General features: G+C 72.2%; 33 protein-coding genes and 2 pseudogenes. 4 read left to right on the top strand and 31 right to left on the bottom strand.

Going from position 1 to position 26,773, the window contains the following annotated elements; all coding sequences use genetic code 11:
• The first annotated feature begins 11 nt into the window (after positions 1-11).
• A complete protein-coding gene (locus ACH4B3_RS20465) occupies positions 12-836 on the top strand; it encodes an oxidoreductase (protein WP_398464516.1) in 825 nt (274 codons plus the stop codon).
• 901 nt (positions 837-1,737) lie between these two features.
• On the opposite strand, the gene ACH4B3_RS20460 is transcribed toward ACH4B3_RS20465, so the two are convergent.
• Positions 1,738-2,574: an HAD family hydrolase gene (locus tag ACH4B3_RS20460; protein WP_398464514.1), complete on the bottom strand. Its 837-nt coding sequence runs from the start codon at positions 2,572-2,574 to the stop codon at positions 1,738-1,740.
• Positions 2,575-3,054: 480 nt separating this feature from the next.
• On the opposite strand from ACH4B3_RS20460, the gene ssd reads away from it, so the two are divergent.
• Together ssd and ACH4B3_RS20450 are read left to right on the top strand one after the other, a co-directional pair.
• Positions 3,055-4,131 carry a septum site-determining protein Ssd gene (gene ssd, locus ACH4B3_RS20455; RefSeq protein ID WP_398464656.1) on the top strand — a complete coding sequence of 359 codons (1,077 nt, stop codon included), beginning with the start codon at positions 3,055-3,057 and terminating at the stop codon, positions 4,129-4,131.
• A pseudogene (locus ACH4B3_RS20450) lies at positions 4,128-4,733 on the top strand (ATPase, T2SS/T4P/T4SS family); the annotation flags it as partial. The gene ssd and the pseudogene ACH4B3_RS20450, both read left to right, overlap by 4 nt.
• A gap of 440 nt (positions 4,734-5,173) precedes the next feature.
• Here the strand turns inward: ACH4B3_RS20450 and ACH4B3_RS20445 are convergent.
• From ACH4B3_RS20445 to ACH4B3_RS20310, 28 genes and pseudogenes are all read right to left on the bottom strand, one after another.
• Positions 5,174-5,668 (bottom strand): hypothetical protein, encoded by a 495-nt coding sequence (locus tag ACH4B3_RS20445; RefSeq protein WP_398464513.1) that lies wholly within the window; start codon positions 5,666-5,668, stop codon positions 5,174-5,176.
• A 161-nt stretch (positions 5,669-5,829) separates the two neighbouring features.
• Positions 5,830-6,027, bottom strand: coding sequence for a hypothetical protein (locus ACH4B3_RS20440; RefSeq protein ID WP_398464511.1), 198 nt, complete (start codon positions 6,025-6,027; stop codon positions 5,830-5,832).
• Complete coding sequence (locus ACH4B3_RS20435; protein ID WP_398464509.1) at positions 6,024-6,446, bottom strand: hypothetical protein; 423 nt, start codon at positions 6,444-6,446, stop codon at positions 6,024-6,026. Before ACH4B3_RS20435 ends, ACH4B3_RS20440 begins: the two co-directional genes overlap by 4 nt.
• Before the next feature lie 116 nt (positions 6,447-6,562).
• Positions 6,563-7,798, bottom strand: a complete 1,236-nt coding sequence (locus ACH4B3_RS20430; RefSeq protein WP_398464507.1) for a helix-turn-helix domain-containing protein — start codon at positions 7,796-7,798, stop codon at positions 6,563-6,565.
• A 154-nt stretch (positions 7,799-7,952) separates the two neighbouring features.
• Positions 7,953-8,636 (bottom strand): collagen-like protein, encoded by a 684-nt coding sequence (locus tag ACH4B3_RS20425; RefSeq protein ID WP_398464505.1) that lies wholly within the window; start codon positions 8,634-8,636, stop codon positions 7,953-7,955.
• The gene (locus ACH4B3_RS20420; RefSeq protein WP_398464503.1) at positions 8,633-8,881 is read right to left on the bottom strand and encodes a hypothetical protein; all 249 of its coding nucleotides are present in this window, start codon (positions 8,879-8,881) and stop codon (positions 8,633-8,635) included. Before ACH4B3_RS20420 ends, ACH4B3_RS20425 begins: the two co-directional genes overlap by 4 nt.
• 14 nt (positions 8,882-8,895) lie before the next feature.
• Complete coding sequence (locus ACH4B3_RS20415) at positions 8,896-9,129, bottom strand: holin (protein WP_398464501.1); 234 nt, start codon at positions 9,127-9,129, stop codon at positions 8,896-8,898.
• Positions 9,130-9,194: 65 nt separating this feature from the next.
• Positions 9,195-9,857, bottom strand: a pseudogene (locus ACH4B3_RS20410) (N-acetylmuramoyl-L-alanine amidase); the annotation flags it as partial.
• Between the two features lie 74 nt (positions 9,858-9,931).
• On the bottom strand, positions 9,932-10,150 hold the full coding sequence (locus ACH4B3_RS20405; protein ID WP_398464499.1) for a hypothetical protein: 219 nt from the start codon (positions 10,148-10,150) through the stop codon (positions 9,932-9,934).
• A 16-nt stretch (positions 10,151-10,166) separates the two neighbouring features.
• Complete coding sequence (locus ACH4B3_RS20400) at positions 10,167-10,706, bottom strand: hypothetical protein (protein WP_398464498.1); 540 nt, start codon at positions 10,704-10,706, stop codon at positions 10,167-10,169.
• Positions 10,707-10,718: 12 nt separating this feature from the next.
• Complete coding sequence (locus ACH4B3_RS20395; RefSeq protein WP_398464496.1) at positions 10,719-13,868, bottom strand: hypothetical protein; 3,150 nt, start codon at positions 13,866-13,868, stop codon at positions 10,719-10,721.
• An 11-nt stretch (positions 13,869-13,879) separates the two neighbouring features.
• Positions 13,880-15,808, bottom strand: coding sequence for a hypothetical protein (locus tag ACH4B3_RS20390; RefSeq protein ID WP_398464494.1), 1,929 nt, complete (start codon positions 15,806-15,808; stop codon positions 13,880-13,882).
• A 49-nt stretch (positions 15,809-15,857) separates the two neighbouring features.
• Positions 15,858-16,145, bottom strand: a complete 288-nt coding sequence (locus ACH4B3_RS20385) for a hypothetical protein (RefSeq protein ID WP_398464493.1) — start codon at positions 16,143-16,145, stop codon at positions 15,858-15,860.
• A 50-nt stretch (positions 16,146-16,195) separates the two neighbouring features.
• A complete protein-coding gene (locus tag ACH4B3_RS20380) occupies positions 16,196-16,567 on the bottom strand; it encodes a hypothetical protein (RefSeq protein ID WP_398464491.1) in 372 nt (123 codons plus the stop codon).
• Positions 16,564-16,773, bottom strand: coding sequence for a hypothetical protein (locus tag ACH4B3_RS20375; protein WP_398464489.1), 210 nt, complete (start codon positions 16,771-16,773; stop codon positions 16,564-16,566). Before ACH4B3_RS20375 ends, ACH4B3_RS20380 begins: the two co-directional genes overlap by 4 nt.
• A complete protein-coding gene (locus ACH4B3_RS20370; RefSeq protein WP_398464487.1) occupies positions 16,773-17,192 on the bottom strand; it encodes a phage tail tube protein in 420 nt (139 codons plus the stop codon). Before ACH4B3_RS20370 ends, ACH4B3_RS20375 begins: the two co-directional genes overlap by 1 nt.
• A 10-nt stretch (positions 17,193-17,202) precedes the next feature.
• Positions 17,203-17,604, bottom strand: a complete 402-nt coding sequence (locus tag ACH4B3_RS20365) for a DUF3168 domain-containing protein (RefSeq protein WP_398464485.1) — start codon at positions 17,602-17,604, stop codon at positions 17,203-17,205.
• Entirely contained in the window at positions 17,601-17,972 is a 372-nt protein-coding gene (locus ACH4B3_RS20360) for an HK97-gp10 family putative phage morphogenesis protein (protein WP_398464484.1), read from the bottom strand. The genes ACH4B3_RS20365 and ACH4B3_RS20360 overlap by 4 nt, the downstream gene beginning before the upstream one ends.
• 12 nt (positions 17,973-17,984) lie before the next feature.
• Entirely contained in the window at positions 17,985-18,311 is a 327-nt protein-coding gene (locus tag ACH4B3_RS20355; protein WP_398464482.1) for a hypothetical protein, read from the bottom strand.
• A 15-nt stretch (positions 18,312-18,326) separates the two neighbouring features.
• Complete coding sequence (locus ACH4B3_RS20350; RefSeq protein WP_398464480.1) at positions 18,327-18,665, bottom strand: head-tail adaptor protein; 339 nt, start codon at positions 18,663-18,665, stop codon at positions 18,327-18,329.
• Positions 18,662-19,255 carry a hypothetical protein gene (locus ACH4B3_RS20345; protein WP_398464479.1) on the bottom strand — a complete coding sequence of 198 codons (594 nt, stop codon included), beginning with the start codon at positions 19,253-19,255 and terminating at the stop codon, positions 18,662-18,664. Before ACH4B3_RS20345 ends, ACH4B3_RS20350 begins: the two co-directional genes overlap by 4 nt.
• Before the next feature lie 12 nt (positions 19,256-19,267).
• On the bottom strand, positions 19,268-19,579 hold the full coding sequence (locus ACH4B3_RS20340) for a hypothetical protein (protein ID WP_398464477.1): 312 nt from the start codon (positions 19,577-19,579) through the stop codon (positions 19,268-19,270).
• Positions 19,579-20,430, bottom strand: a complete 852-nt coding sequence (locus tag ACH4B3_RS20335; RefSeq protein ID WP_398464475.1) for a N4-gp56 family major capsid protein — start codon at positions 20,428-20,430, stop codon at positions 19,579-19,581. The genes ACH4B3_RS20340 and ACH4B3_RS20335 overlap by 1 nt, the downstream gene beginning before the upstream one ends.
• An 18-nt stretch (positions 20,431-20,448) precedes the next feature.
• Positions 20,449-21,117 carry a hypothetical protein gene (locus ACH4B3_RS20330; protein ID WP_398464473.1) on the bottom strand — a complete coding sequence of 223 codons (669 nt, stop codon included), beginning with the start codon at positions 21,115-21,117 and terminating at the stop codon, positions 20,449-20,451.
• A 46-nt stretch (positions 21,118-21,163) separates the two neighbouring features.
• On the bottom strand, positions 21,164-22,123 hold the full coding sequence (locus ACH4B3_RS20325; protein WP_398464471.1) for a hypothetical protein: 960 nt from the start codon (positions 22,121-22,123) through the stop codon (positions 21,164-21,166).
• Positions 22,120-23,559 (bottom strand): phage portal protein, encoded by a 1,440-nt coding sequence (locus ACH4B3_RS20320; protein WP_398464654.1) that lies wholly within the window; start codon positions 23,557-23,559, stop codon positions 22,120-22,122. The genes ACH4B3_RS20325 and ACH4B3_RS20320 overlap by 4 nt, the downstream gene beginning before the upstream one ends.
• An 18-nt stretch (positions 23,560-23,577) precedes the next feature.
• Positions 23,578-25,203 (bottom strand): hypothetical protein, encoded by a 1,626-nt coding sequence (locus ACH4B3_RS20315; RefSeq protein ID WP_398464469.1) that lies wholly within the window; start codon positions 25,201-25,203, stop codon positions 23,578-23,580.
• Positions 25,187-25,660, bottom strand: coding sequence for a hypothetical protein (locus ACH4B3_RS20310; RefSeq protein WP_398464467.1), 474 nt, complete (start codon positions 25,658-25,660; stop codon positions 25,187-25,189). Before ACH4B3_RS20310 ends, ACH4B3_RS20315 begins: the two co-directional genes overlap by 17 nt.
• 247 nt (positions 25,661-25,907) lie before the next feature.
• Here ACH4B3_RS20310 and ACH4B3_RS20305 point away from each other — a divergent pair, with 247 nt between their 5' ends.
• On the top strand, positions 25,908-26,129 hold the full coding sequence (locus ACH4B3_RS20305; RefSeq protein ID WP_398464465.1) for a hypothetical protein: 222 nt from the start codon (positions 25,908-25,910) through the stop codon (positions 26,127-26,129).
• On the opposite strand, the gene ACH4B3_RS20300 is transcribed toward ACH4B3_RS20305, so the two are convergent.
• Together ACH4B3_RS20300 and ACH4B3_RS20295 are read right to left on the bottom strand one after the other, a co-directional pair.
• Entirely contained in the window at positions 26,130-26,516 is a 387-nt protein-coding gene (locus tag ACH4B3_RS20300; protein WP_398464463.1) for an HNH endonuclease signature motif containing protein, read from the bottom strand.
• Positions 26,501-26,770: a hypothetical protein gene (locus ACH4B3_RS20295; protein ID WP_398464461.1), complete on the bottom strand. Its 270-nt coding sequence runs from the start codon at positions 26,768-26,770 to the stop codon at positions 26,501-26,503. Before ACH4B3_RS20295 ends, ACH4B3_RS20300 begins: the two co-directional genes overlap by 16 nt.
• Positions 26,771-26,773 lie beyond the last annotated feature (3 nt).

Below are 26,773 nucleotides of genomic sequence, written 5' to 3'. Positions count from 1 at the left end.
GGGTCGTATCCATGAGTAGTACGACAGCTGATCCGCTCGCCGCCCTCGGGGCCCTGCCGGGTGTCGCCGATTCCGTGGAAGCCATGCGCACGGCGGTGGACCGCGTCTACGGCCACCGGGTGATGCGGCGCCGCAGCAACGAGATCACCTCCGAGGCGGCGCTGCGCGGCGCCCGTGGCTCGGCCGCCCTGGCCGGGGCCGACTGGGCTCTGGAGGAGGTGCGCCGCCGCTCCGACTTCGGCGCCGAGGGCGAATCGCGGACGGTCGGCGCAGCGCTGCGGCTGACCGCCGAGGCCGGGCAGCTGCTGAGCGTCTGGCGGCAGTCGCCGCTGCGGGTGCTGGCCCGCCTCCACCTGGTGGCGGCCGGGGGAGCGCAGCCCGACGACACGGTCGGCCGGCCGCGCCTGGCCGGGGAGGCCGTCGACGAGCCGCTGATCCGCCTGCCGCTCCCGGACGCCGACGAGGTCGCCGGACGGCTGGACGGGCTGGCGCGCTTGCTGCTGGCCGGTACCTCGGCGCCGGCGCTGGTCACCGCCGCGGTGGTGCACGGTGAACTGCTCGCCCTGCGTCCCTTCGGATCCTTCAACCAACTGGTGGCACGAGCCGCCGAGCGCATCGTGCTGATCGACAGCGGCCTCGACCCCAAGTCCATCTGCCCGGCCGAGGTGGGCCACGCCGAGCTCGGGCGCGAGGCCTACCTGACCGCGCTGGACGGCTATGTCTCCGGCGCCCCGGAAGGGGTGGCCGCCTGGATCGCACACTGCGGGAAGGCGGTCGAACTGGGCGTCCGGGAAAGCACCGCGGTCTGCGAGGCCCTGCAACGCGGAGCCGCCTGACCGCCGCACCGACTGAGCTCGGCCTGCCGCGCCCGCCTGACCGCCGCACCGGCTGAGCTTGGCCTGCCGCGCCCGATCGGACCAGCCCTCGCCGCGTGTGGCGGCGCCGCCTGATCGCTGCACGGTCGTCCCCGACTCCGGCCCGGGAGCGCCGCACCGGCTGACTCTGGCCCAGGCCCGGAACCATGCCCGGAACCATGCCCGGAAGCACGGTGAGTCAGGCAGGCCGGACGAGGGCCGCGAAGACCGGGGCCTGTCCGCAGCAGGGCGCCGTGCAGGGACGGCCCTGACGGGAGGCGGGGTGTCGGCCGCCCCGGGGGCATACCGGGGTGGCCGGTCGGGCGGGCGACGGCCCGAGCGGAGGTGCCGGACCCCCGGATGCCCGGACCGGCCGGCCGGACTGGAACCGGGGCGGACCCGGACAGCCGTATGGAAACGCAGCTCCGGTATCGGCGGAGATGCCGGTCATAGTCGCGGCTCCAAGACCTCGGGACGCCGCCTGCGAGGGACCCGGTGGTGCCGGGAGCGGTACGCCGCGCCCTCGTTCGCTGTGAGCAGGCCGCTTTCGGGCCGACCGGGTGGCGGACGACACGGTCACCGCCGCCTACGAGTTGCGGCGGTACCGATCGGAACCGGTACCGCCGCTGGCACGTCCGCCGGGTTACCAAGCGTCCTCGATGGTTGCCCATCAGGTCGGGGTCTTTGCCCGTCACCTGGTGCGGCTGGCCCGTAATCGACGGGTCGACGTCGCGTGGGTGCCCGACATTCATGCGCGGTCCGTGGGGCCTTCATGCGTGCAGGCGATCCTTTCGGATGCCCCTGGTCTCGCGGGCCGTTGACTCCTTTCTACTCCTGTCCGATAGGAAGTGGAAGCCCTCGCCGCATTTCTTTGCTTCAACCATCAAATGTGTGCATATGTGCTGCGGCGGCGAGCCGCGTACCAGACCATCCCGGCGGCTGTCGCGGCCGCGGCTATGGCGGCCGCGGCGACCAGTACGGGGCGCGGCGGCATCGACAGCGACGGGAATCGTTGCTTCAGCCGGACCGGACGGTTGAAGGTGAGGATCGGCCAGTCCCGGGCCACGGCCTCCCGGCGCAGTGCCCGGTCGGGGTTCACCGCGTGCGGGTGGCCGACCGCCTGCAGCATGGGGAGATCGGTGGCCGAGTCGCTGTAGGCGTAGCAGCGCGACAGGTCGTACCCCTCGGACTCGGCGAGTTCCGCGATGGCCTCCGCTTTGGTCGGGCCGTAGGCGTAGTACTCCACCTCGCCGGTGAAGGCTCCGTCCTCCACGACCATGCGGGTGGCGACCACGCGGTCGGCGCCGAGCAACTCGCCGATCGGTTCCACGACCTCGGCTCCCGAGGTGCTGACGATCACCACGTCGCGGCCGGCGGCGTGATGCTCCTCGATGAGCGAGGCGGCTTCGTCGTAGATGATCGGGTCGATGAGATCGTGCAGCGTCTCGGCGACGATCTCGCGGACCTGCTGGACGTTCCACCCCCGACAGAGGGAGGAGAGGTACTCCCGCATCCGCTCCATCTGGTCGTGGTCGGCTCCCCCGGCGAGGAAGACGAACTGGGTGTACGCGGTCCGGAGTGCGTCGCGGCGGTTGATGAGCCCACCGTGGTAGAAGGACTTGCTGAAGGTGAGCGTGCTCGACTTCGCAATGACCGTCTTGTCCAGGTCAAAGAACGCGGCTGTGCGAGGCAAGGAGTGGTTTTCCACGAGGCCGAGCATAGGGGCCAACCATTCGGCGTAAGGTCGGGCGCGTGGGTTTGCCTGAGAAGGGCTTCGGGTACACCATGGAAGTCACGGATCGTTCGCGACCGTGCTAACCCGGTCCGACTCCTCCCCCCCCGAGTCGGCCGTGGGGACGACCCCCGCTCTCCCCCCCGGCGGGGGTCGTCGCATGTCCGGACGCGTTTTCCTCGCTCTCACGGGCTCCCTCCCCCTCTTCCGCGCCGCTCTGGCGCCGTCTCCCCATGATCCTGGACTGTAACTGAGGGTAATCGCCAGAGTGCTCTCCGGAAGTCACCGGTATAGGTGATTGGGATATTCACAACTGATGAGTTGTCCACGGTTTTCCACCAAGATCCACAAGATTTTCCGGATCGATGCACGTTGATTCTCATCAATGTCGGCGCGCGACGTTCGCAGACGTGAAAGCGCGTCACGAGACGGGGAGGGACCGTGGCGGGATCCAGCACAGCCGAGCGGATGGCAGTGGCCGACGGACGCCAGGCCAGACCGCTGATCGTCACCGAGGACGAGGACCTGCTCGACGACCTGCTGCGGCTGTGCGCCGCGGCCGGCGCCGAGCCGGAGGTCGCCCATGGCCTTCCCACCCGCCACGGCAGCTGGGAAGGAGCGCCGCTGGTCCTGGTGGGTGACGACTCCGCCGGCCGGCTCACCGGCCGGGCCCGCCGATCCGGGGTGCTGCTCATCGGGCGGGACCTCGACGACCACGGAATCTGGCGCCGGGCCGTGGGGGTGGGCGCCGACCACGTGCTCTTCCTGCCCGACGCGGAGACCTGGCTGGTCGACCGCATCGCGGACGTGGCGGAGGGCATCGGCCGTCAGGCTCTGACGGTCGGAGTGATCGGCGGTAGCGGTGGCGCCGGCGCGAGCACCCTGGCCTGCGCGCTGGCGGTCACCGCAGCCCGGAGCGGCCGGCGCACCATGCTGATCGACGGGGACCCACTCGGCGGCGGACTGGACGTCCTGCTCGGTGGAGAGAACGTTCAGGGCCTCCGCTGGCCGGCGTTCGCACAGTCGCGCGGCCGGGTCGCCGGCAGCGCGCTGGAGGAGTCGCTGCCCGAACTGCACTCGCTGCGGGTGCTCAGCTGGGACCGCGGCGATTCGGTGGTCATCCCGCCGCCCGCCATGCGCTCGGTGCTGGCCGCGGCGCGACGGCGCGGGGGAGTCGTCGTGGTGGACCTGCCCCGCCGGGTCGACGAGACGGCCGCCGAGGCGCTGGCGCAGTTGGACCTCGGCTTGTTGGTCGTGCCCGCCGAACTGCGCGCGGTGGCCGCCGCGCACCGGGTCGCGTCCAGCGTCGGGATGGTGTTGAGGGACCTCAGAGCCGTCGTCCGCGGCCCTTTCACCCCGGGTCTGGACGACGAGGAGATCGCCAGGCTGCTCGGGCTGCCACTGGCCGGGGAACTGCCCAGGGAACCGCAGCCGGCGGACGCCGAGGGCGGTCCGCCGGGCGGCACCGGGCGCGGCCCGCTGGCGAAGTTCTGCACCGAGTTCTGGGCTCAGGCGATGCCCGGCGGAGGGGGTGTCACCACATGACCAGCGCACAGCAGGCGAACTCCGCTTCCCCCCGGCTGCTCGACGCGGTCCGCATGCGGCTCGCGGCCAGTGGGGCCGAGCCGACCCCCGCCCGGGTCGCGGCCGCGCTGCGGGAGGAGGGCCGGCTGCTCGGTGACACGGAAGTGCTCGGTGTGGCCAGCTCGCTCCGCTCCGAGCTGGTCGGCACCGGTCCGCTGGAACCGCTGCTGGCCGCCCCTGACGTCACCGACGTGCTGGTCACCGCGCCCGACGAGGTGTGGGTGGATCGCGGGACGGGGCTGGAGCGCACAGCGGTCCGATTCCCCGACCCCGCCGCCATCCGCCGGCTCGCCCAACGGCTCGCCGCCGTGGCCGGACGGCGGCTGGACGACGCGCGGCCGTGGGTGGACGCGCGGCTGCCCGACGGCACACGGTTGCACGCGGTCCTGCCCCCGGTGGCGGTCGGATCGGCCTGCCTGTCGCTGCGGGTGGTCAGACCGCGGGCGTTCTCGCTGGCCGAGCTGGTCACCGCGGGGACGGTGCCGCCCGGCGGCGAAGCCCTGCTCCGCTCGGTGCTCGACGCCCGCCTGTCGTTCCTCGTCAGCGGCGGTACCGGATCGGGCAACCCCAGGTATGAGCTATAACGCCTCTAGTGGTCGATCGCTTTGGCGGCGCCGCCAAAGTGATGATGCGGGCCGCTGACCTGCGGTTTTATGCCTAACACGGGACGCCTTACGGATGGGCCAGCGTCACCTTCGAATCGAAGGAGAGGGCCACGGGCGCGTCCTTCGGACAGAAGAAGCCCCGTTCCCGCGCGGACTGCGCGAGAACGGGGCGGAGAGCGGGGGAGCCTAGTTGGACGTCATGCCGCTGCCCGAGCACGTGGCCTGGTCCTGCTGGCCCCCGTACTGGTGCATCGGGGTCGGGTCACCCGGATTGGCTGACGTGCTCACGCCGCAAACCGGGCAGCTGCCCGCGCATAAGGCGGGATCGAACCTGTTCATGTCGACCTCCTTGGTGGAAGGGTTCGCCCCGCGAAGGACGGGGCCACCCCGGCCGAGTGCTACACGGCGGCCGGGACGTCGAAGTCGGCCCCGCGGGTCCAGTCGCGTCCGGCGGGCAGGGCCTGGACCACGTACACGTAGATGCGGCTCGTGTCGTGGTAGGCGATCTTGACGCCGTAGCGGACGGCGCCGGGCTTCTCGCGGGTGCTGAACGCCTCGGCGGAGGCGACTTCCTTGGAGCCGCTGTTGAGGACGAGTGCGGCGATGTGCCGGTCCACCAGGTCCAGCTTCACCCGCCCGCCGTCGAACGGCTCGACCGGCTCGACCGGGTTCGGGGCGTCGCCCTCGATGATCTGCTCCGGCTGGTCGAACTTGTCACCATCCGCGCTGGTCACGACGATCTGCAACAGCGCTCGGGCCCCGGTGGGGAAGGTGACGACCAGGCCGTAAGGGTGCCGATCGTGCCCGGCCTCCTTGACGGTTTCCACCCCCTTCGCGGCTCCCCCCTGCTCCAGCAGGGACTTCAGGATTTGCTCGAACCGTGCGGGGCGCATGATCAATTTCCTCCGTTTTGGTGGCCCGGACAGTCTAGGGCTGCCCGGCCGGGCAGCCGGGCGGCGTCCTGCGGGGACTGGGTGGGCCGGCGGCGGCGTGACGAGGCGCCGCCGGCCCGGGGCGGGTCGGCCGGTCCGGTGAGCCCGGCCGCCCGCCCGGTCTATGTGCGGCCATCGAGCACGTCGCCGAGGCTGATCCAGCGGCGGCCGCCGGCCGGCGGCGGCTCCTCGGGCGCGGGCGCGGCGTGGCAGGGACAGGCGCAGGCGCCCTGCGACGGGGAGCACCATTCGTGGATGTGCCCCCACTCGCCGGGGCGGGCGGTGGCGAGGCGGCAGTAGGACAAGACGCGCTGGGTCACCGGGAGCACTCCGCGCCGTCCGGGTCGGCGGTGGACAGCTCGGCCGTGGCCCCGGTCAGCGCGGTGTGCAGCGCCTCGGGCTCCGTGAGCCACCTGCCGTCGGTCGTCGGCGGGATGCGCCAGTGCAGGGCCGGGCCGGACTGCCGATGCGCGGGGGGCACGCCGACGTAGGCCATTTCCCGCGCGGTCCGGCCGAGCACCTGCACCCGGGGCAGGCGCCAGTCCTCGGCGGTGCCGGGCGGGATGAGCCAGTACAGCAGGCGGCCCCAGCCGTCGGAGATGACGGCCCCGGAGTCGTCCCCGAGGCGGTCGAGGGCGCGGGCGCCGATGTCGGCGGGGACGCGGACTGCGTCCCACCACTCACCGGCGGCCTGGGCGGTGGCCTCGTCGGTCGGCGGCCTCCAGCGTGCGGCGATCATCACATCCACCCCTGACGGTCTTCCGTGATCGGATGATGACCGACCGTAAGGGGTCTGCTCGGGGGGGTAGAGGTACAGTCCCTACCCCCCAGCGGAGGGGTACAGGTTGTACCCCTTCACGCAGCGGCGGACAAGCCCAGCTCCTGCCGCAGGACCCGTGCGTCGGACCGGATGGTGGCCGGCCCGGTCTCCGCGAGGTCGGCAACCGCTGACCTGGTGAACAGGTTGTACCGGGCCGTCTCCGGGCTGACCTCGTGAGCCTTCTTCAGCAGGTGCACCACGGCCACCTTCTCGCCCTGCATGCTGTATGCCCGGGCGGACTCGATCATGTGGAAGCTGCGGCGGGTCGCCGACGGCATGCCGTCCACGTCGACCGCCTCGGCCGCGCTCACCGCGGCTCGGCCTTGGACCAGGTCGGCGGCCATCGTGATGGCGTAGGCGTCGACCATGCCCCGGCCGAAGATGAGATACGGGTGGGCGTAGGAGTCGCCCAGGCGGCGGGCGGCGTCGTCCGCGCGGTCCCAGAACCGCTGCGAGTCCCCCTTCTTGCCGACCTTGGCGAACGACAGGGCGGCTGCCAGCTGGAGCAGGCCCCAGCGCGCCAGGTCTTCGCCGGTCTCGTCTGGGCGGAGCAGGTCTGCCGCCTTCATGGCCAGGTCCACGCGGGCCTCGTGCCGCTCGCCTGCGTCCCGGAAGACGTGGTTCATGTACCAGGCCGCGCTGGCGATCGCGCGGGGGCTGTCGGCGTCCTGGGCGGCCGTCATGGCCCGGTCCCCGGTGAGCATGACGAGCTCTGGCGCGGGCTGGAACGCCAGGTATAGCTGGGCGAGATGGTAGGTCTCAGCGAGCGATACCAGCGCTCGGCGGCGGTCCACCCCCTCGAGGTGCCGGGCGGCGTGCTGCAAGTCCACGAGGAGAGAGGGCAGCAGAGAGGCGATGCGGGTGCGGTGCTTCCCGAGGCCGTGCCAGAGCTGCCACGCTTCCTGTACGCGGGCGCGCAGATCGTCAACGTCCTCGGGGTCGGCATCGGCTGTGGTGAACCGGTAGCTCGTGAGGGCGTCCTTCACTGCGGGCAGCGCTGGGTGTGCGGCCTTGGAGTACGACGACTTGGTCAGCCGCTCGTCGCCGGTCAGCTCGGCGAGGTCGTCGACTCCGAGCACTTCGGCGAGCCGCAGCAGCAGAGGCAGTCGGGGGACGCCGAGGCGTCCGGTCTCGATGCCCTTCACCCATTCCGCGCTGCGGCCGACCAGGCCGCCAACTACGGGCCTCGTCTGGCCGTTGCGCTCGCGGACACGCCGCACGCGGGCGCCGAATGTCTGGTTCAGGTCAAGGTTGTCAGTGCACTCGGGCATACTGAACTCCGTTCTGACGTAGACACTCAGAACGCTACTCCCGGCTAGCGCCGGGACGACAGCGAACGGCCCCCGCTCACCCGCGGGGGCCGTCGTTGTTTGCCCAGGAACGACGAACGCCCCCTCCCGCCACCAGGGCGGAAGGGGGTGGTTGTCATGAGCGGCGTCGGTCGAGCAAGGCGGGCTGCCCGGTGGGTGTGCTGGGTGTGGGGTCGGGTGCCGGCGCCCCGTCTCGGCGGCACACCAGCGCGTCCGGGTCGTCGGCCGGGGGCTGGAGCGAGTAGCCGTCCGGGCAGACCTGCCCGTCGCGTCCGTCGGTCCCGTCCCGTCCGTCCTGGCCGTCGGCCCCGGCGGGCCCGGGCGGTCCGGCGGGGCCTTGCGGGCCGGTGTCGCCCGGCGGACCGGCCGGGCCCTGCACTCCCTGCTCGCCATCCATCCCGTCCGCCCCGTCGGCCCCGGTCTCGCCCGGGGCGCCGGTCTCGCCGTCGCGTCCGTCCGCCCCGTCCTGGCCCGGGGTGCCGGCGGGGCCGCGGGGCCCGGGGACCGGCACGGGCACCTCGGCCCGGGCCGGCAAGTCCTCCACCGCGTCCGCCGGGTCGGGGGCGGCCGGGGTCTGCCCGTCGGCCGCCAGCTGGGCGCGCAGGAGTCGCACGTCCCCGGCGAGGGTGGACACGGCGGCGCCGCGCCGGTCGGCCTCGGCGGCGAGCTGGTCGGCCCGCTCGGCCTCGCCGCTGATGCGGGCCCAGATGAGGATGGTGGCCCCGGAGAGGGCGACCAGCCAGCAGAGGGTGACCAGGGGCCGCCACCGGCGGGCGAGCGCTCGCTGTGCACGAGTCATGGCTGGTCCCCTCCCAGGGCGGTGACGACGGCGCGCAGACGCGCGATCTCGGCCTGTGCGGCGGCGTGCTGGGCGTGCGCCTCGGCGAGCTGCACCCGCAGTGCGTCGCGCTCCTCCTGCAGATCGTTCGTCAGGCTGGAGTAGCCGGTGATGGCGTTCTCGCCCCGCTTGCCGATGGCCGCCACCACCGCCGATGCGAGGCCGCCGACGCCGACCAGCAGCGCGCCGAGGGTGGTGGCGTCCAAGGGGAGACCTCCTACTACAGGCGGACCTGATCACGCGGGGTGTGCCTGGCCTGCCACCCGGACAGGAACGTGACCACCGGCGGTATCAGCGCGATGACGATCGCCTGCAGCCACTCGGGCAGCGGGTCGAGCAGCGCGCCGCCGTCCTCCTGGGCCGTGTTGAGCACGGCCAGGAGCAGCGACACCAGCAGCGTCCCGGTGGTCGCGGCCTTGACCTTGGCCTCGACAGGGGCAGTGGTCCGGCGCATGGGCATCATCCCTTCTTCTCCAGGGCGGTGACGCGCTTCTCCAGCGCCGTCAGCCGCTCCTCGGTCGTCGGCTTGGGCTTGGGCTTGCTCGGCGGCTTCGGGGCGTCCGGCTTCCCGGCGAGGCGCCGCGCGACCCGGGCCCGCAGGTCCGGCATCCCGACCCCAGCCCCGGCCGGGTCGATCTTGTCCTTCGACCACTCCAGGTGGCCGATCACCGAACGGGCGGTCCAGCCGTGCGCGCGACAGATCGCGGCCGCGGCCCGCTCGATGGCCTCGAGCTGGGCGGCCGGCCACGGGTCCCTCCCGTCGCCCCGGTTCTCGCACTCGAACCCGTAGAACCTGCTGTTGCCGTCCACGCCGTCGCGGTTGCCCTTGGTGGGGCGGGGCGGCCGGTCGCCGTAGTCCTCGGCGATGACGTGCTGCAGCACGCGCTCGTCCCCGCCGCCGGCGTGGTTCGTCCGGCCGTAGCCGACCAGGTGCACCACGCCGGCCTTGTCGATGACTCCGTGGCACAGCGGGCCGGGCAGGGACTCGTAGCCGCGGCGGCAGATGTCCACTGTGCGGGCCGTGCCAGAGGTGACGGTGTGGTGGATCATCACGCCGTTCACCGGGCCCCAGGAGCCGACGCGGTTGCGGTTGTGGGACTCCCAGGAGCCGACTTCGACCACGCGCAGGCCCTCGGCCTTCAGCGCGGCCAGCAGCTTGGCGGCGGTCAGGGGTGTTGCCATGTGCCCTCCTGCGGGCATGAGGAACGCCCCGGGCCGGTCGGCCGCGGGGCGTCGGTGGCGGGATCGGAAAGGGGCTACTCGGCGGGTGGGGCGGGCAGCATTTCCGTGGTCTGGGTGGTCCGGCTGACGGAGATGTTCGTCATGCCGTCGGTGGCGGCGAACAGGGCCCGGATCGCTTCGGCGGCGGCGTCGGTGTCGACGCGCTGGGCGTTCCGGAGTACCGGGGTGATCCGGAACATGTCCTGGTTGCCGTTGGGGTCTTCGCCCAGGATCTCGTACTGGGTGACGGCCATGGGTCTCTCCTGACGGTCAGGCGATGCGGGTGTAGAGCAGGTAGGACGTCGAGCGGAAGGTGGTGCCGTCGGCGTCGGAAGTGTTCTGCGCGAACTGCAGGGTGGCGGTCCCGGCTACGCCGAAGGTGACGATGCCCTGGTCGTAGGCGGAGTTGAACGTGGTGGTCGCCGAGCCGATGGCGGCCGCGTCGGTGCCGCCCGCGGACACGCCGGTGCTGGCCGCGGGCCGCCGCATGACGACGGTGTGCGCGGACGCGGATCCGAGGGTGACGTCCGCGATGGACAGGGCCTCGGTGAAGCGGGTCATGGAGGCGTCTCCGGGGATGGACCAGGCCCACTGCATGTCGGAGTCGATGGACGCGCCGTAGGCGATCAGGGCCTTGAAGTAGTACTCGGCCCCGGCCGCGCCGGTGATGACGAGGTTGGTGTTGGTCATGGTCGTGGAGCTGATGCGGGTGATGTCCGTGCCCTGGGTGACCCTCACCCAGTTGCGGGAGTTGAGGCCGGCGGCGGTGATGCGCTGGCCGGCCAGCCACTGCGGGAACGGCAGTGCCATCGTGATGTCCTCTCACAGTGCCGAGTAGGCGGGGGTGGCCAGCCGCAGATCAGTCCCGGAAGCGTGCGCCTTGCTGATGCCGTTGATGGCCCGGGCCACGGTGAACGTCTGCGGGCTGGTGGTGCCGGAGATGGCGGTCACGCGCATGACCTCGCCGCCCACCTGGACGTCGATGGGCATCTCGGCCGGGTCGGTGGTCCACGGCGCCGCCCCGGCGGTGGTGGCCACGGTCAGGGTGGTGTCGTCGGCGTCCACCCCGGCCGCCAGCTCGCTGCCATCGGTGTCCACCCGGTGGGGGACGCCGCGGTCGATGGTCAGGTTGTCGATGTACGCCGCGTCCTCGCCCGCGGAAGCGCTGTTGTCCTTGACGTACCGGAAGGTGACCGTGCTGGCGCCGTCCACCTCAAGCCGGGCCAGGGTCCAGCCGCCGCCGGTGCCCTGCGCCCGCAGGACCTGCACCCCGTCGACCAGGACCAGCAGCCGGTCGCCCTCGAACCCGGCGCCGGACGCCTCGGATGACACCCGATACCAGAACATCAGGACCTGGGCGCCGTCCGGGAGCGTCAGTACCGCGTCGGACGTCTCGTTGTTGGTGATGGCCCCGGACCGCAGGGACCAGGCCCCGGTGTGCGCTACGGCGCTGGTGCGGGTCCAGGGCAGGGTGCCGCCGTCGGTGATCGTGACCTCGTAGGTGGTGTCCTCGAAGTCCTCCACGGTCGCAACCTCACCGAGGTGGGTCCAGGGGCCGGCGGGGGTGCAGGTGTAGGCGATGTGCCAGCGGTTGGCGGTGATCGTCTCGGCGTAGCCGTGCACCAGCAGGTCCGCGCCCCCGGGAGGCAGGAACGCGGGCAGGTGGTCCACGGTGATCCGGTCGCCGATGTCGACCGCCGCGGCGTCGTCCACCAGGTCCTGGGCGGCGGTCAGCTCCACTCCGACGGTCGGGTACCGGGCCTCGTCCCAGGTGCCCAGGTGGAGGCGCCACCCGGCCTGATCGGGGGCCTGCTCGTCGGTGTGCAGGTTGAGGGTGACCTGCTCGTCGTAGACGCCGACGCCGTCCGGCGGGGCCTGGACGGACAGCGGCCCGTCCTCGAGGACCGCGCGGGCGCCGGACCCGGAGACGCGGACCACGGTGATGTCGTTGCGCACCGCCTGGTCGTCGTCGGTCGGTTCCAGGTCGGTGATCCCGGGGGCGGTGTAGTCCAGGGCCAGGGCGGGGGCCTGGGTGTACATGGACGCGCGGTCCCGGTACGCCAGCTCGGCGGCCTCCCGCGGCTCGTACAGCACCCCGCCGTCGGCCTCGGCCGCGTCGGTCAGCAGGTCCAGCAGGATCGCGGGCCGCTGCGGCCCGACCTGCTCCTGCTCGGCGACGGTGCCGCGCACGGTCAGCGGCACCGATTCCTCGCCGGACAGGCGGGTCATGCGCTCCCCGGCGGTCTCCCCGGCCCAGGCGTCGATCGCCCCGTCATACGCCTGGGTGAACGTCCCCGAGAACGCGGCGACGTGGCCCAAGGCCATGCCGTTGAGGTCGGTGGAGTAGCCGTCCGGGGGCGAGGCGACTGCGGTGGGCCGGCCGACGCTGCCCGCGACCGAGCCGATGAAAGCTCCGCCGCCGCCGCCGACGTCGGTCCACACCACAGTCCACTCCGTGTTCGCCCCGACCTGGGACACCTTGAACTCGGCGCGGATCCACTGCCCGTACAGGTCCGGCCCGGTGCCGATGGGCTGGTTGACGATGACCACGCCGTCGTCGTCCAGGCCGATGATCTGGGAGAAAGTCGAGCAGGTCTGGATGTACCACTGGCGGACGGTGCCGGTGCTGGTGATCCGCAGGTAGGTGCGGAGGGTGGCGTGCGGGGTGTCCTGGCGGTAGACCCACTCCACCATCCACCCGGTGATCGCCCCGGTGGGGGCGGGGATCCGCCCGTAGATCTGCGGCAGTTGCCCGGCGACGCCGGCGGCGAGCGTGGGCAGGGCCTCGGACGCGGGCAGGGTGTCGGCCTGGGCCCAGGTCAGGCCGGACGCGGTGAGCGGCGGAACCCCCGGTATCGGGGAGTAGGCCCGGGTCGCCCCGTCCTGCTCCTCCATCGGCCAGTAGGCCAGCGGCGAGAAAGCGGGGATCCTGCGCCGCAGCGTCGACTGGAGTGGCTTGGCTCCCTGGCCGAGGCGCCGCAGGATGCCCGCGGCCTGGATGGGCACCCAGGCATCCGCGCCGGACAGGTCCCACCGCGCCGGCCAGCTGCTCACCTCGCCGACGAACCGAATCCGCCGGTTGGTGATCTCCGCAGGGGCCACCACCGACCACACCCGGCCGGCACCGTCCGTGAACCCGGTCGCGCCATCGGTCTGGGTGGTGAAGTCGGCATCGGCCACCAGCGTGCCGTCGATGCCGTTGCGGACCTGCAGCGCGTAGTAGCGGCCCACCGGCGGCGTCAGGCCGAGACCGGCGACGTCGCCGACGTCCAGCGGCGCGGCGCCGCTGAAAATGGACGTGGTCCCGGCCGTGGTGACGGCGGCGCCCAGCTGGGTCCAGGGCCCGGCAATGGTCGGGGCGGTGTAGAAGCGCACGGTCTTGCCGGCGGCGCCGTTGTCGACGTCCAGGGTGGCGCGGACCGCGATCCGACCGGACGCGGGCAGGGCGGGCGCGACCGTGGAGGCGACGTTGACGAGGGTGGCGTTCGTGCCGTCCACGGTCCACGTGAATTCGATCTTGTCGTCCGCCAACTTCATGAGCCGCCAGCTGCGCTGGTTGGTGGCCAGGTCCTGCTTCGCGGCCAGCTCGACCAGGGCGAAGTCCTCCCAGTTGGTCAGCTGCAGGTCCACCCGCACGTCGATGTCCCCGGTGATGTCCAGGGCGGGGACGTCCGGGGTGGTGGCCCGGGCCCCGGCCGCGGGGATGTCCAGGTGGGTGGACCCGGCGCGCACCGACACCCGCAGCGGGGTGTTCCGGCCGATGGCCCCGTAGTAGGGCGACATCGGGTTGCGCGGGGAGTAGCGACCGTGCCGGTTGTTCAGGGTCAGGGTGCAGCTGGCAGGGTCCACCCGGGCCCCGCCGTCGGACCGGCCCCGCCGGATCGCGGTCGGGGCCGAAATCCGCACGTCGGCGGTGACGTCCACCCACGCGCCGCCGATGTACAGCTCATACCGGGAGTCGGGGAACACCATGACGTCGTCTCCTATCCGCCGAACCCGGCCTGAACGTTGGAGCCGTAGCCGTTGGTCTGCAGCCACCGGCGGATCACCCGCACCAGGTCATCCGAGCCGCCGGTGACGTCGAGCTGGATGCGCTGCGGCTCGGCCCGGGCGCGCCACACCCCCCTCGGGGTACCGGGCATCCCCGGCATGGCGAGTGCGTCGTGAGCGGTGGACATCATGTCCTGGGCGGCCCGCTGGACCAGGTGCTGCCGCTGCTCCAGGCCGGCCGCCATGGCCTCGCCGATGGACCGGCCGGAGTAGAGCACCCAGCCCTTCCCGGAGAACGGGCCGTCCTTGGCCGGGCTGAACGGCCACAGGTCGCGGACCTTGCCGACCACCCCGGCGACCTTGTTGTACAGATCCTGTGCTTTGGAGACGATCCCGTCGATGAAGCCCTGGATCAGCGCGACGCCGGAGTTCCACAGCTTCTTGCTCAGGTCGCCCAGGGCCGTCTTCGCGCGCTGCGGCAGGCCCCGGACCCAGTCAACGGCGGCCTTCAGCTTCTCCTTGATCCCGGCAACGAGGCGGCCGCCGGCGGTGGTGGCGGAAGTCCACATCTTCCCGCCCCAGCTGGCCAGGGCCCCGACCGCGCGACCGGGCAGACCGGACATCCAGCTGACCAACTGCTGGAACGCCCGGATCGCGGCGTCCTTCGCTCGGCCGAACCAGCCGCCGACCTTCCCCGGCAGCTCCCGGAACCAGTTGACGGCGGTCTTGATGGCGTCGACCGCGGTCTGGATGAAGCCGGTGACCGCCTCCCACACCTGCCGGACGATCTCCCGGAACGTCTCGCTTTTCTGCCAGGCGATGACGATGACGGCGGCCAGGCCCACGATCAGGGCGATGATCAGCCCCACGGGGGAGATGGCCAACGCGCCGTTGAGCAGCAGCTGGGCGAGGGCCCACCCGCGGGTCGCAGCCGCGGCGATGATCGTGTACAACCCGTATGCCTTGACGGCCAGGGCGACCGAGGCCCAGGTGATCGCGAGGGCGGCCAGCACATCCGGGGGCACGGCGTTGATGATGTCGGCCAGGAAAACCGCCAGCGCGGCCGTGGCGCCCAGCAGCGGGGAGACGGCGAGGAACAGCTGGCCCGCGGCGAGTGCGAGGGACTTCATCGTGTCGGCACCCTCGCCCGACATCTCGAGGAAGTCCGCGAACCCGTCGCTGCCTTCCAGGCCCTGGCCCCAGTTGGCGAAGCGTTCCGTCATCTCCTCCAGGCCGCCGGTCATGTCGGTGGAGTGACCGGCGAACGCTTCGACCAAGCCCCCGAACCCGACGACGATGTTCCGGACGATCCTGATGAAGCTGCCCAGGTTCTTCTCGGTCTTCTCCGCCATCCGCTCGGCCCAATCGGTGACCGAGCCGCGGTCCACCCGCTCCTGGATCTCGTCCAGGAAGCCGGAGATGGCGCGGGCGGCGGCCTTCACCAGGGGCGACAGGGAGGGCAGCAGGTCCCGGAGGATCTGCAGGCCCTTGGTGAAGACGGGCATCGTGGTGCCCGAGAGGGAATCGCTCCACGCCTTGAAGTCGCTCTTGAGCCCGATGAACTCGCGCGCCGTGGCCTGCGTGGCCGGCGGCAACCTCTTGAGCGCTTCGTTGTACTCCTGCTGTTTTTCCGCCGCGTCCTCGGCACCCTCGGCCGCAGCTTTCTCCGCGTCGGCGGCCAGCTCGGCGACCTCGGCCACCTGCTGCAGCTGTGGCTGAGCGGCCAGTTTGAACGCGGACGCGCCCGCCGCGGCGGTGGCGAACCCGGCCGCCAGCGCTCCGACGCCGGCCGTGACCGCAGCGACGGCCGGGACCCCGACGCCGAGCCCGGCCACGGACTTCCCGACGGCGGTGAGGATGCGGCGGGCCCGCTCGGCGCCGGCCTGCAGCCGGTCGGTGTCGATGCCCAGGCGGACGGTCATCGAGGCGAGGGTGGCCACCGGGCTCACCCCCTCTCTCGGGACGCGTGCGCTATTCAGGTGTGGCGGTGATGGTGCCGCCCAGGGCGGTGGTGGCCTGGACGGCGGCGGCCCACATGGCCTCGGGCGTCATCACCCGGGGGCGGCCCCAGCGGGGCAGGAAGTCCGCGGGCTCGGCCCGCCGGCCGCGGGACCGCTGAGAGTTGGCCACGGTGGCCGCGATGATCGCGGCCTGGATGTCGCCGCGGCGCCCGCCGAGGGGGCCGGTCAGCTGCTCGTAGGCGGCCCACTCGGTCAGCTCGCGGGAAGAGATCCGGGACAGCAGCTCAGCCACGGTCATGCCCAGATGCCCGGCCAGGCGGAAGTAGAACTCGCGCGCCGGCCGGGCGATCAGTTTCCCGTCAGCTCCTCCTGGTCCGCCTCGCTCATCCCGGACAGGCGCATGGCCACATCCACCACCCGCTGCAGCGCGTCCGCCGACTTCTCAGACAGCCGCTTCACCTCACCAGCGGACCGGAACAGCCGGCCGCCCTTCTCGTCCACCAGGCAGGCCGCGGCCAGACGCGCCCGGTAGTGCTCCATCGCCTTGTCCTTCGGCAGCCGCTTCATGTCGTTGCCGAGGAAACCGGCCTCGAAGCGGTCCCGCTCGGTGCCGGACATGCCGCGCACCCGGACGGTGCCGCCCCACTCGGGCACGTCGACGTCCTCGATACCGAGGTCCTGGGCATCCAGGATCTGCTCGGCGGACAGGTAGGTGGTCATCGCGCGGCCTCCGTGGCGGTGAACGGGGTGTTGGTGACGGTGATCCGGTCGGCGTACAGCGTCAGCTGCACGGTGGGCCAGTCGTCGGGGGCGACGGGGACGGTGACGGCGTCGTGGTCCACGATGGCCGGCAGTTCCTGGCCGTCGACCAGGACGCGGACCGCCGTGCCCTCTCGGATGACCTCGATGTGCCGCGGGCGGTGCATCAGGACCCCGGGGTGAGGACGGGCTTCCCGGACACCTGGAAGGTCACGGACGCGGACAGCTTGTCGTCGTGCGGGGCGTCCGGCTCGAAGCCGGTCATGACCGCCGAGAACTCCCACGATCCGAGCGTCCCGGGCCACACGACCCGGTAGTCGCGCGGCTCGTCGTCGTCCAGGTCGGCGACCAGCGGATCGTGCAACCTGGGGTCGTAGTTGATGTCGATGCTGACTTCGCCGCCGTCCTTGATCCCGCCGATGTACTCGCGGTACTGGTCGGGGGACCCGTGCGTGGTCATGTCCAGCGTTTCCCGCGCCAGCGCGGGCGGCGTGATGCTCGTGACGTTCGCGATGGCGGTGAACGTCGGGCTGCCGGCCATGTCGGATCGCTGCAGCTGGGTGCCGAACGCGTCGAGACCAGCCATGATCGTCTCCTTACTCCTTGGTCAGCCACACGCGGTAGCTGACGTTGATGTGCCTGATCTCGGGGTCCGGGTCGCGAAGCTGCTGGTGCTGCTGGTGGGCGAGCGACACATCCGTCCACCCGGTGACGGCCAGCGGCTGCCGGTCCAGCAGCGCGTCCAAGGCGGCGAGGATGTCGGCCGCCTCACGCCAGCCCCGGTAGCGGGACCAGATGTGCAGGACCAGCGTCGTGGTCAGCCCCCGCTGGTTGTGCGCGTCGTCCACCACCTCTGTGGTGGAGCCGAAGGTGACGTAGGGGTGGGCGGCGGTCTCCGGCACTTCGTCGTAGACGCCGGACACCATCGACATCAGCGCCGGGTCGGCGGTCAGCCGCTGGTGCACCGCGCGCTGCAGCGGCCACAGGGCGGTACTCACTCGGTCCTCACATGCCGCCAGAACGCGGCCCGGTAGGTCCGCGGCACCTGCCGCCGGTTGGCCTCGAACGCGGGCACCAGATACGGCTGGTCACGCATGCTGGACGTGCCCTTCTCGACGTACAGCGCGTACTCCAGCTGCTCCTGGCGCCACACCCCGACCTCGGCCCGCCCGTACTCCTCGTCCACCTCGTGGTCGAGGGCGTTGTTCAGGGCCCCGGTGCGCTCGGGCACCAGGTCCTCGGCCGTGGTGCGGGTGTCCTCGGCCCACTCGTGCAGGGTCTCGGCGCGGGCCTCGCGCATCGCCTCCGGCACGCGCTCGACGGCGCGCAGCGCGCGGCCCAGCCCTTCCAGGCGTGCTCTGGCCATCGGGCCCTCCTCTCAGGGCAGGTGCAGCACCGCCACGTCCACGTCGGTGGCCGCGCTGTAGGTGACGGCGGCCCGCCCGGTCACCGGGTCCCGGTAGACCGTGGACAGCGGGATGAACGCGCCGCCGCCGGCGGGGACGGCCTGGGCGGCGTCGGCGATGGCCAGGCCGCCGACGGTGCCCGGGGTGGCCACGGTGACGGTGACCGTGGAGGCCGAGCCGTTGACGACGTGGAGCACCAGGCGGTCGCCGACCGGGGCGGTGTCCCCGCTCGCGCCGGCGGCGGCATAGGTGGGTTGGGTGCCGGAGACGGCAACGGACTGAGCACTGAGCGCGCCCATACGGCGCCCCCTTTCTCACTGGTGGGTGGGTTGGCGGGCATGGCAGTCCGCCCGCAGGTAGGTGCCGGGCTCCGACGGCTCGAACACGGCCAGGACGTCGAGCACCCGGCCGTCGCCCAGGCGCAGCTCGTCCTCACGGCGCACGTCCGCGGCCGCGGGCAGGTACACCACGTGCGTCAGCCGTGCCCCGGCCTGGTCGGCGGCGGTCCGCTCCCGCGCGGAGGGCTGGGACAGACGGGCCCGCTGGGCGGAGACCAGGGACCACGTCTCGGCCTGCCCGCCGCCGCCGTCGTCGGTGAGCTCCGCCCGCCACACCTCCACCGAGGCGTTGAGCAGGCGCCCGATCCGGGTCACCGGGACCTCACCACCGCAGTCCCGCCGCCGAACCGGGCACGGAGACGGGCCCGCAGGTAGTCGGGCAGCTCCATCTCCGTGATCCGCCCGTCGTCCCCGTAGGTGACCGAGTAGTCCCCGATCCGCTCGGCGCGGACGTCGGCCGCGGCCAGGCCGGTGCCGCCGTCCTCGGACCGGTAGGCGACCAGCGCGGCCGCGGTGATCCGGCACACCAGATCCACGATGTCCGCCGGGACGACCGGCAGGCCATGGGTCTGGGTGACGGTGACCTCGGCCGGCCCGCACCCGGGGGACCAGCCGGCCGCCCGCCACAGCACGCCGCCCACGAGCCGGTAGTCGGTCACCGCTTCGCCGTCGATGGCCGCCGCGGTGACGGCGGTGACCGGCTGCCCGGGCAGCCGTAGACGCTGTTCCGCCTCGCCCGGCAGAGTGATGGTGGAGGTGGTCTGGCTGATCGGGCAGCCGGCCGCGTCCCGCACCGCGGCGGAGGCCACCTCGAGGAAGACGCCGACGATCGCGGTCTCGGACGGCTCGATCGTCAGGCCGCGCTCGGTGAGGTCGGCCACGGTGGCCAGGGGGTCCAGCGCCATGCCCGCACCCCCTTACTGGTCGCCGTCCGCCGGGGACGCCTCGATCAGCTGTGCCTTGGTCATCGCCTCGGCCTCGCCGCGGTCCAGGCCCAGGCCGGTTACGGCCCACTCCACCCACTCCGCCTTCTGCGCGTTCTGCGGCGGCCGGGACACCGGGCCGTCCTCGCTGGTGCCGCCGGCGGGCGCCGGGTCGGCGTCCAGGGGCGTCCACTCGCCGGAGTCGACGCGGGCCTTGATGGTCCGCTCATCGAACGCGGCCCCGACCGTCACGACGAACTCCGCCCCCGCGGGGCCGCGGAAGCGGAGCGTGTCACCGGCCCGCATCAGATGATGACGTCGGCGGCCGCGAGGCCGGTGGGGCGGATGACCTTGGCGCCGTACAGGTGCAGGCCCTTGACGATGTCGGCGAACCCCTTCTCCTTGCGGGTCGCCTCGGTCTTGTTGATCTGCTCGGCGTAGGTCACCGCGCCGGAGTACCCGGCGATGACGAGCTTGCCCGCCCCGGCGCCCGGGCCGTTGGGGGAGTTGTTGGACTTGCGGATGGTGAACCCGGCCGCCTCGCCGACCATGCCGTTGGCGCGGGTCGCGGCGCCGGCCGCGTCTCCGGCGGCCACGAACCGGGAGTCCTTCAGCAGCAGGCCGTGGAAGGCGGGGGTCACGACCGCCCACCGGTTCTCGAAGGGGACGTTGTCGTTGTCGAGGATGACGCCGAGGTCGACCAGCAGATCGTAGGCATCGGACGGCGATGCCAGGGTCTGCTCGGCCACCAGGTTGCCCGCGTCGACCCCGGCGGCCATCAGGCCGGCCACGTACTGGTCGGCGACGTCCCGCAGCTTGTACGCGGCCTTACGGGCCTGTTCGGTGAGCACCGCCCCGCCGTTGCGGGCCTGCCGCTTCTCCACGTCGTCGACCTCGAACGCGAAGTACTTCGCCTGGTCGATCAGCAGCGCGGTGTCGGAGTCGTCGACGTCCTCGATGGTGATGTCGGTGTGCGGGGTGTAGGTGCCCACCGTCGGGTCGGCGAGGCTGGTGATGTGCACGGTGTCGCCGTACTGGCTGATGTCGCCCTCGTAGTCGCGGTTGACCACGCCAGGGGCGGCGTAGACCAGGGACTTCTCCAGGGTGACCAGAAGGTCGGCGTTCCAGATCTCCGGCTTGAAGGCGCTGATGGCCATGGGGTTCTCCGTTCAGGGTTACCGGTTGAGGCCGAGCACGTCGTCCAGGCGCCCCTCGTTGCGGGCCTGGACGATCTCGGCGTGGCGGCCCGCCGCGGACAGACGCTTCAGGTCGTCCTCGGTGAGCTGGGAGGGCCGGCCAGTCCCCTTGCGGGCGCCGGAGTCCGCGGTCCCGTGGAACCGCGGGCGGCCGCCTTGCGCGGCCAAGTAGGGCTTGGACTTGAGCAGGTCCGCGATCGCCTCGGCCACCTCCTCGGCGTCCACCTCGCCGTCGTCGCCGACGTCGAACTGGCCCGGGTCGAGGTAGCGCAGCGCGTCGGCCGGGTCGGCGAGCTTCCCGGCGGCCGCCGCCTTGATCTCGGCGCGGACGATCCGGGCGTTCGCCGCGGCGGTGGCTTCCTGCACGGCCTGGCGGCGGATGGCATCGGCGTCCGGCTCGTCACCGTCGGCAGGGTCGGCCCGCTCGGCCAGTTGCCGCTCCAGGTCCTTGCGGCGGTCGCGCTCGGTCCGCCACTTGTCCTTCATGGACCGCAACGCGCGGGTGCCGGCGTCGCCGAGCTGGTCGGCGCCGTCCGGGTCCGCGTCGTCCGGCTGCACCTCGGCCGGGTCGGTCTCCTCGGCGCCGGGCTGCAGATCCTCGGCCTGGTCGTCCGGCTCTGCCGCGGTCTCGGGGGTGGGCATGGTCATGGGGGCCTCCCGTTGCGGGTGGTAGGGGACCGAGCGTTGCGCGCGGTCAGACGACGTAGCCGTGGCGCCGCAGCAGCCGCAGCGCGTGCGCGCGGTCGCCGTCGGCCAGGCGGTAGATCTCCTCCGGCATCAGCCGGGCGGTACGCGAGGCGCGGTACCGCTGCCCGTCCGCCCGTTCCAGGCGGCCCAGGCGGCGGCCGGCGATACCGCGGCGGGTGGTGCCCTCGGTGGTGGCCTGCACGCGGCGCCCGTACCGGGTGGCGGTGGTCATGCCGCGGCGGGCGTTGACCACCTGGGCGATGTCCGCGCCGTCCCCGATCGCCCGGACCGCCGCGGCGCCGAACGCCTCGCGCTGCTGGGCGGCGGACATGCTGCGGTAGACGTCCATCGCGTCCACCGGGGTCGGCCGGTGGGCGGCGGTGACCGGCTCCATGGTGCAGTCGCACCGCGGGTGCCGGGCGAACCCTTCGCTGATGCCGTACTCGCGTCCGGCGAGGATGATGCACCGGGCGCACGCGGGCAGTTCCACCACCCGCACGTAGCTCGTGACGGCCGGGCGGGCGATCATCCCCACCAGGGTCGCCGCGCGGCCGGCGTCGGCGACCAGCGTGCGGGCCAGCAGCTCCAGCAGCGCGGCACCCGAGGCGATCGTGACGGCCAGGGACAGGCCGCGGGCGATCCGGGCGAGCGCGTGCCACAGCGGGTACGCCAGCAGCCCCGGCAGGTCCCGGCCGTCCCCAGCCACCCCGGCCAGGGCACCCGGCACCACCCGGCCCTCGGCCCCGGCGTCCGGCAGCAGCTGCCGTAGGTAGGGGTCCGCCTCGCGGGCGGCGCCGAGCTGCCCGGCGGTCACCAGCGCGACCACCCGCGGCATGGCCGCCGCCCAGGACCCGCGCATGTCCTCGGCGTCCACCTGCTCCCACAAGGGCCGGACCGCCCGCGCGGTGGCCGCCGCCAGCGCGGCCTGCCGCTCCTGGTACTCCACCGCCCCCGGCGACGGGCTCACAGCGTGCCCGGTACCGGCTCGGCCGGCCCCGGGCCCTGGGCCATCACCCGGGTCAGCTCGGCCACCGGATCAACCCCCTGCCGCTCGATCATCGCCACCACGTCGGCAATCTCGCTGGGCGTCAGCCCCCACCGGGCGGCCAGGTACTCGAACGGGAATCCCAGCTGATGCAGCTTGAGCAGCGCGTCGGCGAGCTGGGACTGGGACCGGGACTCGGCGTCCGCCCACAGCACCGTGCCGGACCGGACCGCCCGGGCCTTGTCGGTGTCGCCCTGGGCCAGGGCGATCAGCGCGAACATCTCCCGGATCGCCTGCCCGTACCACAGCTGTTTCTCCTGGACGCGCTTGACCAGGCCCGTCTCGGCGGCGATCAGCGCGTCACCGGACAGGTTGGCCATGCGCCCGATCAGGTAGTGCTGCGGGGTGCGGGTCTGGGCGGCGATGTGCCCCACCGCGACCTCGATCACGGCCGTGTACGCCTCCAAGTTGGCGGCGGTCCACTCGGCGATCTTCGCGTCATCCCCGGTGATCCACACGATGCGGTCCACCGCGAACTTCTCCATGTCCAGGGGCCGCTCGCCGACCACCTGCCCGGTCTCGTCCAGGATCGGCATCATCGGCCGCTCGGCGCCGAGCACGATCCGCTGAGGGAAGGACGCGTAGTCGCTCGCGGTGAAGCATTGGGCCCACAGGAGGTTGATCGCGTCCTGCATCGCCACCACGCCGGAGATGTCGCTGATCGGATCGTCGGACAGCAACGGCCTGTTGGGCAGCTCCACCATCGGCACCACGCCCATCGGGTTGGGCTGCGGATTCGGCTCATCCTCCAGCTCCCGCGGCCGCCAGCGGCGCAGCTCCTCGTCCACCGCCTGCATCTGCGGAGACAGGGTCTGCTGGGACAGCACCGGCCGGGCGAACTTCCACACCTGATCGGGCAGGTACAGGGTGGCGAACTCGGCGTTCCCGTCCTCCCAGCGCTTCAGCGCGGCCCGCCGCCGGCGCCGGGACCCCGGCTCGTAGGCGATGATGCACTGCCGCGCGTCCTCGAAGGTGACGATCGGGGTGTCCTCGTCGTCCGGGTCGCCCCACACCAGCACGAACGCGCGGGCGGAGTTCACCGCGCCGAGGAACCCCAGCTGCGAGTCGGCGTCCAGCGCATTGGTCTGCCACACCCGCCAGGACTCCGCATCGGCCTCGATCGCCCCGGTGGGCTGGACACCCACCACGGTCAGCCGCTCCACCGGGGAGTCCGCCACCGGCTGCACCCAGTTGTCGGCGAAGTCCCGGTAGCGCTCGCCGTGGTACTTCCGGAACTGCTCGGACGCGAACCTCAACGGCTGTCGGCCCCGGTAGTAGTTGGTGTTCCGGTCCATCTCCGGCCGCCGCCGGATCAGCTCCTGCTCCAGCAGATCCACCAGCCGCAGGGCCTCCGCCATGCTCGCCACGGGCACCCCCTATGCGGTGTAGGCGTATGACTTCTTCCGGACCGCCAGGCCGGCGGCAATGACATCGCCCGCGGCTTCGTGGGCCAAGACCGAGGTCACGCAGGCGTCGATCTTCTGCGCCTCGCTGGCCTTGCGGAGCACGTACCGGTCCCCGGGCCGGGCCGCCGAGCGCGCGTTGGCCACGTGATCGGCGGTGATCGGACACCCGTCGTGCGTGAACGTCGAGTCCTTCTTGGTCACGTCGGTCTTCAGCCGCTCGCACGCCGCGTGCATCTGCACCACCCGGCGCGTGTACCAGCGGATGACGACCTTCTCGCCGTACTTCTCGGCCCACCCGTCCACCTCGGTCTCCCAGTAAGGGGGGTCGGCGTACAGCCGCACCACGTCGAAGGTGCGCATCACCTCGTCCATGGCCGCCTGGACCTCAAGCCGCGGCACCTGGCCGCCGAAGTCCGCCGGGTCCCAGATGGTCGGCAGCTTGTCCGGCCCGTAGGTCGGGGTGAACTGGTAGCCGTCCAGCGTCTCCAGCCGGATCGAGGTGTGGTCATCGATGTCCGACCCGTCGAAGCCGGCCACCACCCGCGTGCGCGGCTTGACCACCCGCGGCTTCGCCGCCGCGCGGGCCTCCCACAGCGCGCCGTCCAGCCACGCCTCCGTGCCGGACACGACCCGATTGCCGTAGAACCGCTCCGCCTGGGCCGGGTCGTGCTCCATCAGCTCGGCGGCCTCGGCCTCGATCGCGTCCAGGTCCACATGCGAGGACCCGGCGTAGACGATGGCGTGGATCCGGCGCCGCTGCCGCTTGTCCTTGTACGACAGCGACTTCGGCGCCTGCGGGTGGTACCGGAAGATGTCCCGGCGCTTCGACGCCGCGGTCGTCTGCGCCACCGAGTTCTCCGACGGATCCCACGTGTTCGTCGTCTCCATCGACCGGCCGCCCATACCGGCCAGACCGCGGCGCTGCGTCTCAGCGACCCGGCGGAGTTTGTTCTCCTTAGTCCACGTTCCGGTCTCGTCCTGCAGCGCGAAGTTGATCGGGTTACCCAGCCGGGACAGCGCGCTCGATGTGACGACGTCGATGCGGCCAGCGTCGCCGACCCGGACGAACTCCTCGCCGACGCGCAGCTGCTCGGCGAGCGGACCCAGCTTCACCATGGACTTCAGCGGCCGGTACACGTTCGCGACCTGGTCCTCGCTGGACGCGGTCAACTGGATCAGCGGGGTGGGCCACGGTGTACCCATGGGGTCGCCGGGCTCGTACTCGTACCACCAGCCGCACGGGCAGCCGTGATCCGCGCACCGGTACCGCTCGCCGCCACGGGCCCAGCCGGCGAACACGACCGGGCCGACCGCCTCGGCCAGCACGATCGTCGCCGACCACGGGCCCTTGCCCGTCTTCTGCGGCGCGACCACCTGCGAACGGCGGTAGTGGAACGCTGGCGCCAGCTGGCCCACGGTCGCCTCGGGGCGGACGCGGTAGTGGTTGGCCGTGCACCACAGCTGCCACGGGTACAGCTCCATGCGCTCGCCCGCGCGGAAGCTATCTGGTATCGGGCAGTGCTCCTCGATCCAGTCCGGCACGACCCACAGGGTCGGGAAGTCGACCAGGAACTCGGCGTCAGGTGCCTTCGCCACGGGGCACGACCCTCAGCCGGTCGCGCGCACTCGCACGCCGTGCAGGCGCGGCCGCGGGCGCGGCCTGCTCCACCACCCCGGCGGGCGGGCCGACCTTCCACCGGTTGCGCAGCATGCCCGCCACGCTCAGCCCGAGACTGTCGAGGTAGCCGCGGATCATCTTCTTGACGTCGACCCGGCAGTCGGGCCGCTCAGCCTCCGCCAGGGTCCGGCAGAACAGGGCCACTTCAAGCACCTGCTCCATCGCCTCCCAGGCGACCGCCTGCGGCTTGGTCCACAGGTCCTCCCACAGGTCCGCCTCGCGGTCGGTCTGCTCGGTCAGCGGCCACTGCGGCGCCGGCCCGGTGCGGCCCTCGGCCGGCAGCGTCATCCACCCGCCCGCCTGAACAGCCTTCGCGGACTTCAGCGAGTTGGGGTCCGGCGGCGGGCCGGACGCGGCGTGTCCCCCTCGGGGCATAGCGGATCACCCTCCCGAGCTGCCTTGCGCAGCATCGAGGGCCGCCACGTTGCGTGACGACCCTGAGTTGATCAAGAACCCTTTGACCCGGCGCACCTCGCGGAGCCCTCCCCGGCGTTCCGGAACCCCACTTCAGAGGGGGTCCACCCCCTACTCGTAGGTCACCTTCCGTAGCCGACCAAGTGGCGTTGCGAGTGAGCTTGAGGCGTTTGACACTTGCTTCACCTGAAGACACAGGGAGGCTGTCATGGCGGAGGCTGCCATCTCTGCTAACGGATACGTCGAGGTGGACCTGAAGGATCCGGACCAGAGCGACGTCGTGGCCATCCTTGCGATCGCTTGGCGCTACGGGTTCCCCGTCTACGTCGAGTCGAACGGCAACGACCGCAAGATCACGGTGTACTGCTCCGGTGTGCGAGCCATTCAGGCCATCGGGGGTATCGCGCAGGCTGTGAACGGAGTCCAGTGATCAACCTTGTTCGCGGTCGTTCCACCCTCCGGGCTGTTCCCGGGCGGTGTGCCTGCTGTGGTGGGCCTTGGTCATGGCCTGCAGGTTGGTCCAGTCGTGGCCGCGGGGCCCGTGTGGGCCGAGTCCGTCGATGTGGTTGACCTCGGTGGCGCGGGGCCGCAGCAGCTCGGGGAGCTGGGCGCACTCGTCGCACTCGCAGTACGGGGTGGCTCGGAGGTAGGCGGCGCGGGTGCGTTGCCAGCGGGCGTCGTAGCCGCGGGCCCGGGCGCTGCCGCGGCGCCTGCTGGCGGCGGCCTGGCAGGTGTCGCACCGGCCGCCGGCGGTGAGTTCGGGGCATCTGGGGGTGGGGCAGGTCTGGAGCGCTCGCACGGCTACCTCTTGAGCCACCGCTTGACGATGTCGAGAACCTGCTCGGAGCCTCCCTGGGACGCCCCCACATTGAGTCTGACGGTGTTGGTCTGAGGCGCGGAGCCGCAGTGCTCGCCGTAGACGCGGGTCGCGTCGGCGGTGCTGGCCCAGCCGGTGATCAGGCCGCAGGAGCAGGCGACGTTGGCCCGTCCGGTCTTCTCGCAGCGGGCCCACCCGTCGTTGGTCGGCTGCAGCTCGCGCACCTCGTAGACGAGCTTCGGACTGTGGCGCATGGA

Origin of the sequence: Streptomyces sp. NPDC018031 (genome assembly GCF_044327625.1) — a bacterium.
Taxonomy (GTDB): Bacteria; Actinomycetota; Actinomycetes; order Streptomycetales; family Streptomycetaceae; genus Streptomyces.
The sequence above is the reverse complement of the archived record's forward strand: the minus strand, read 5'-3'. Positions and strand labels throughout refer to the sequence as shown.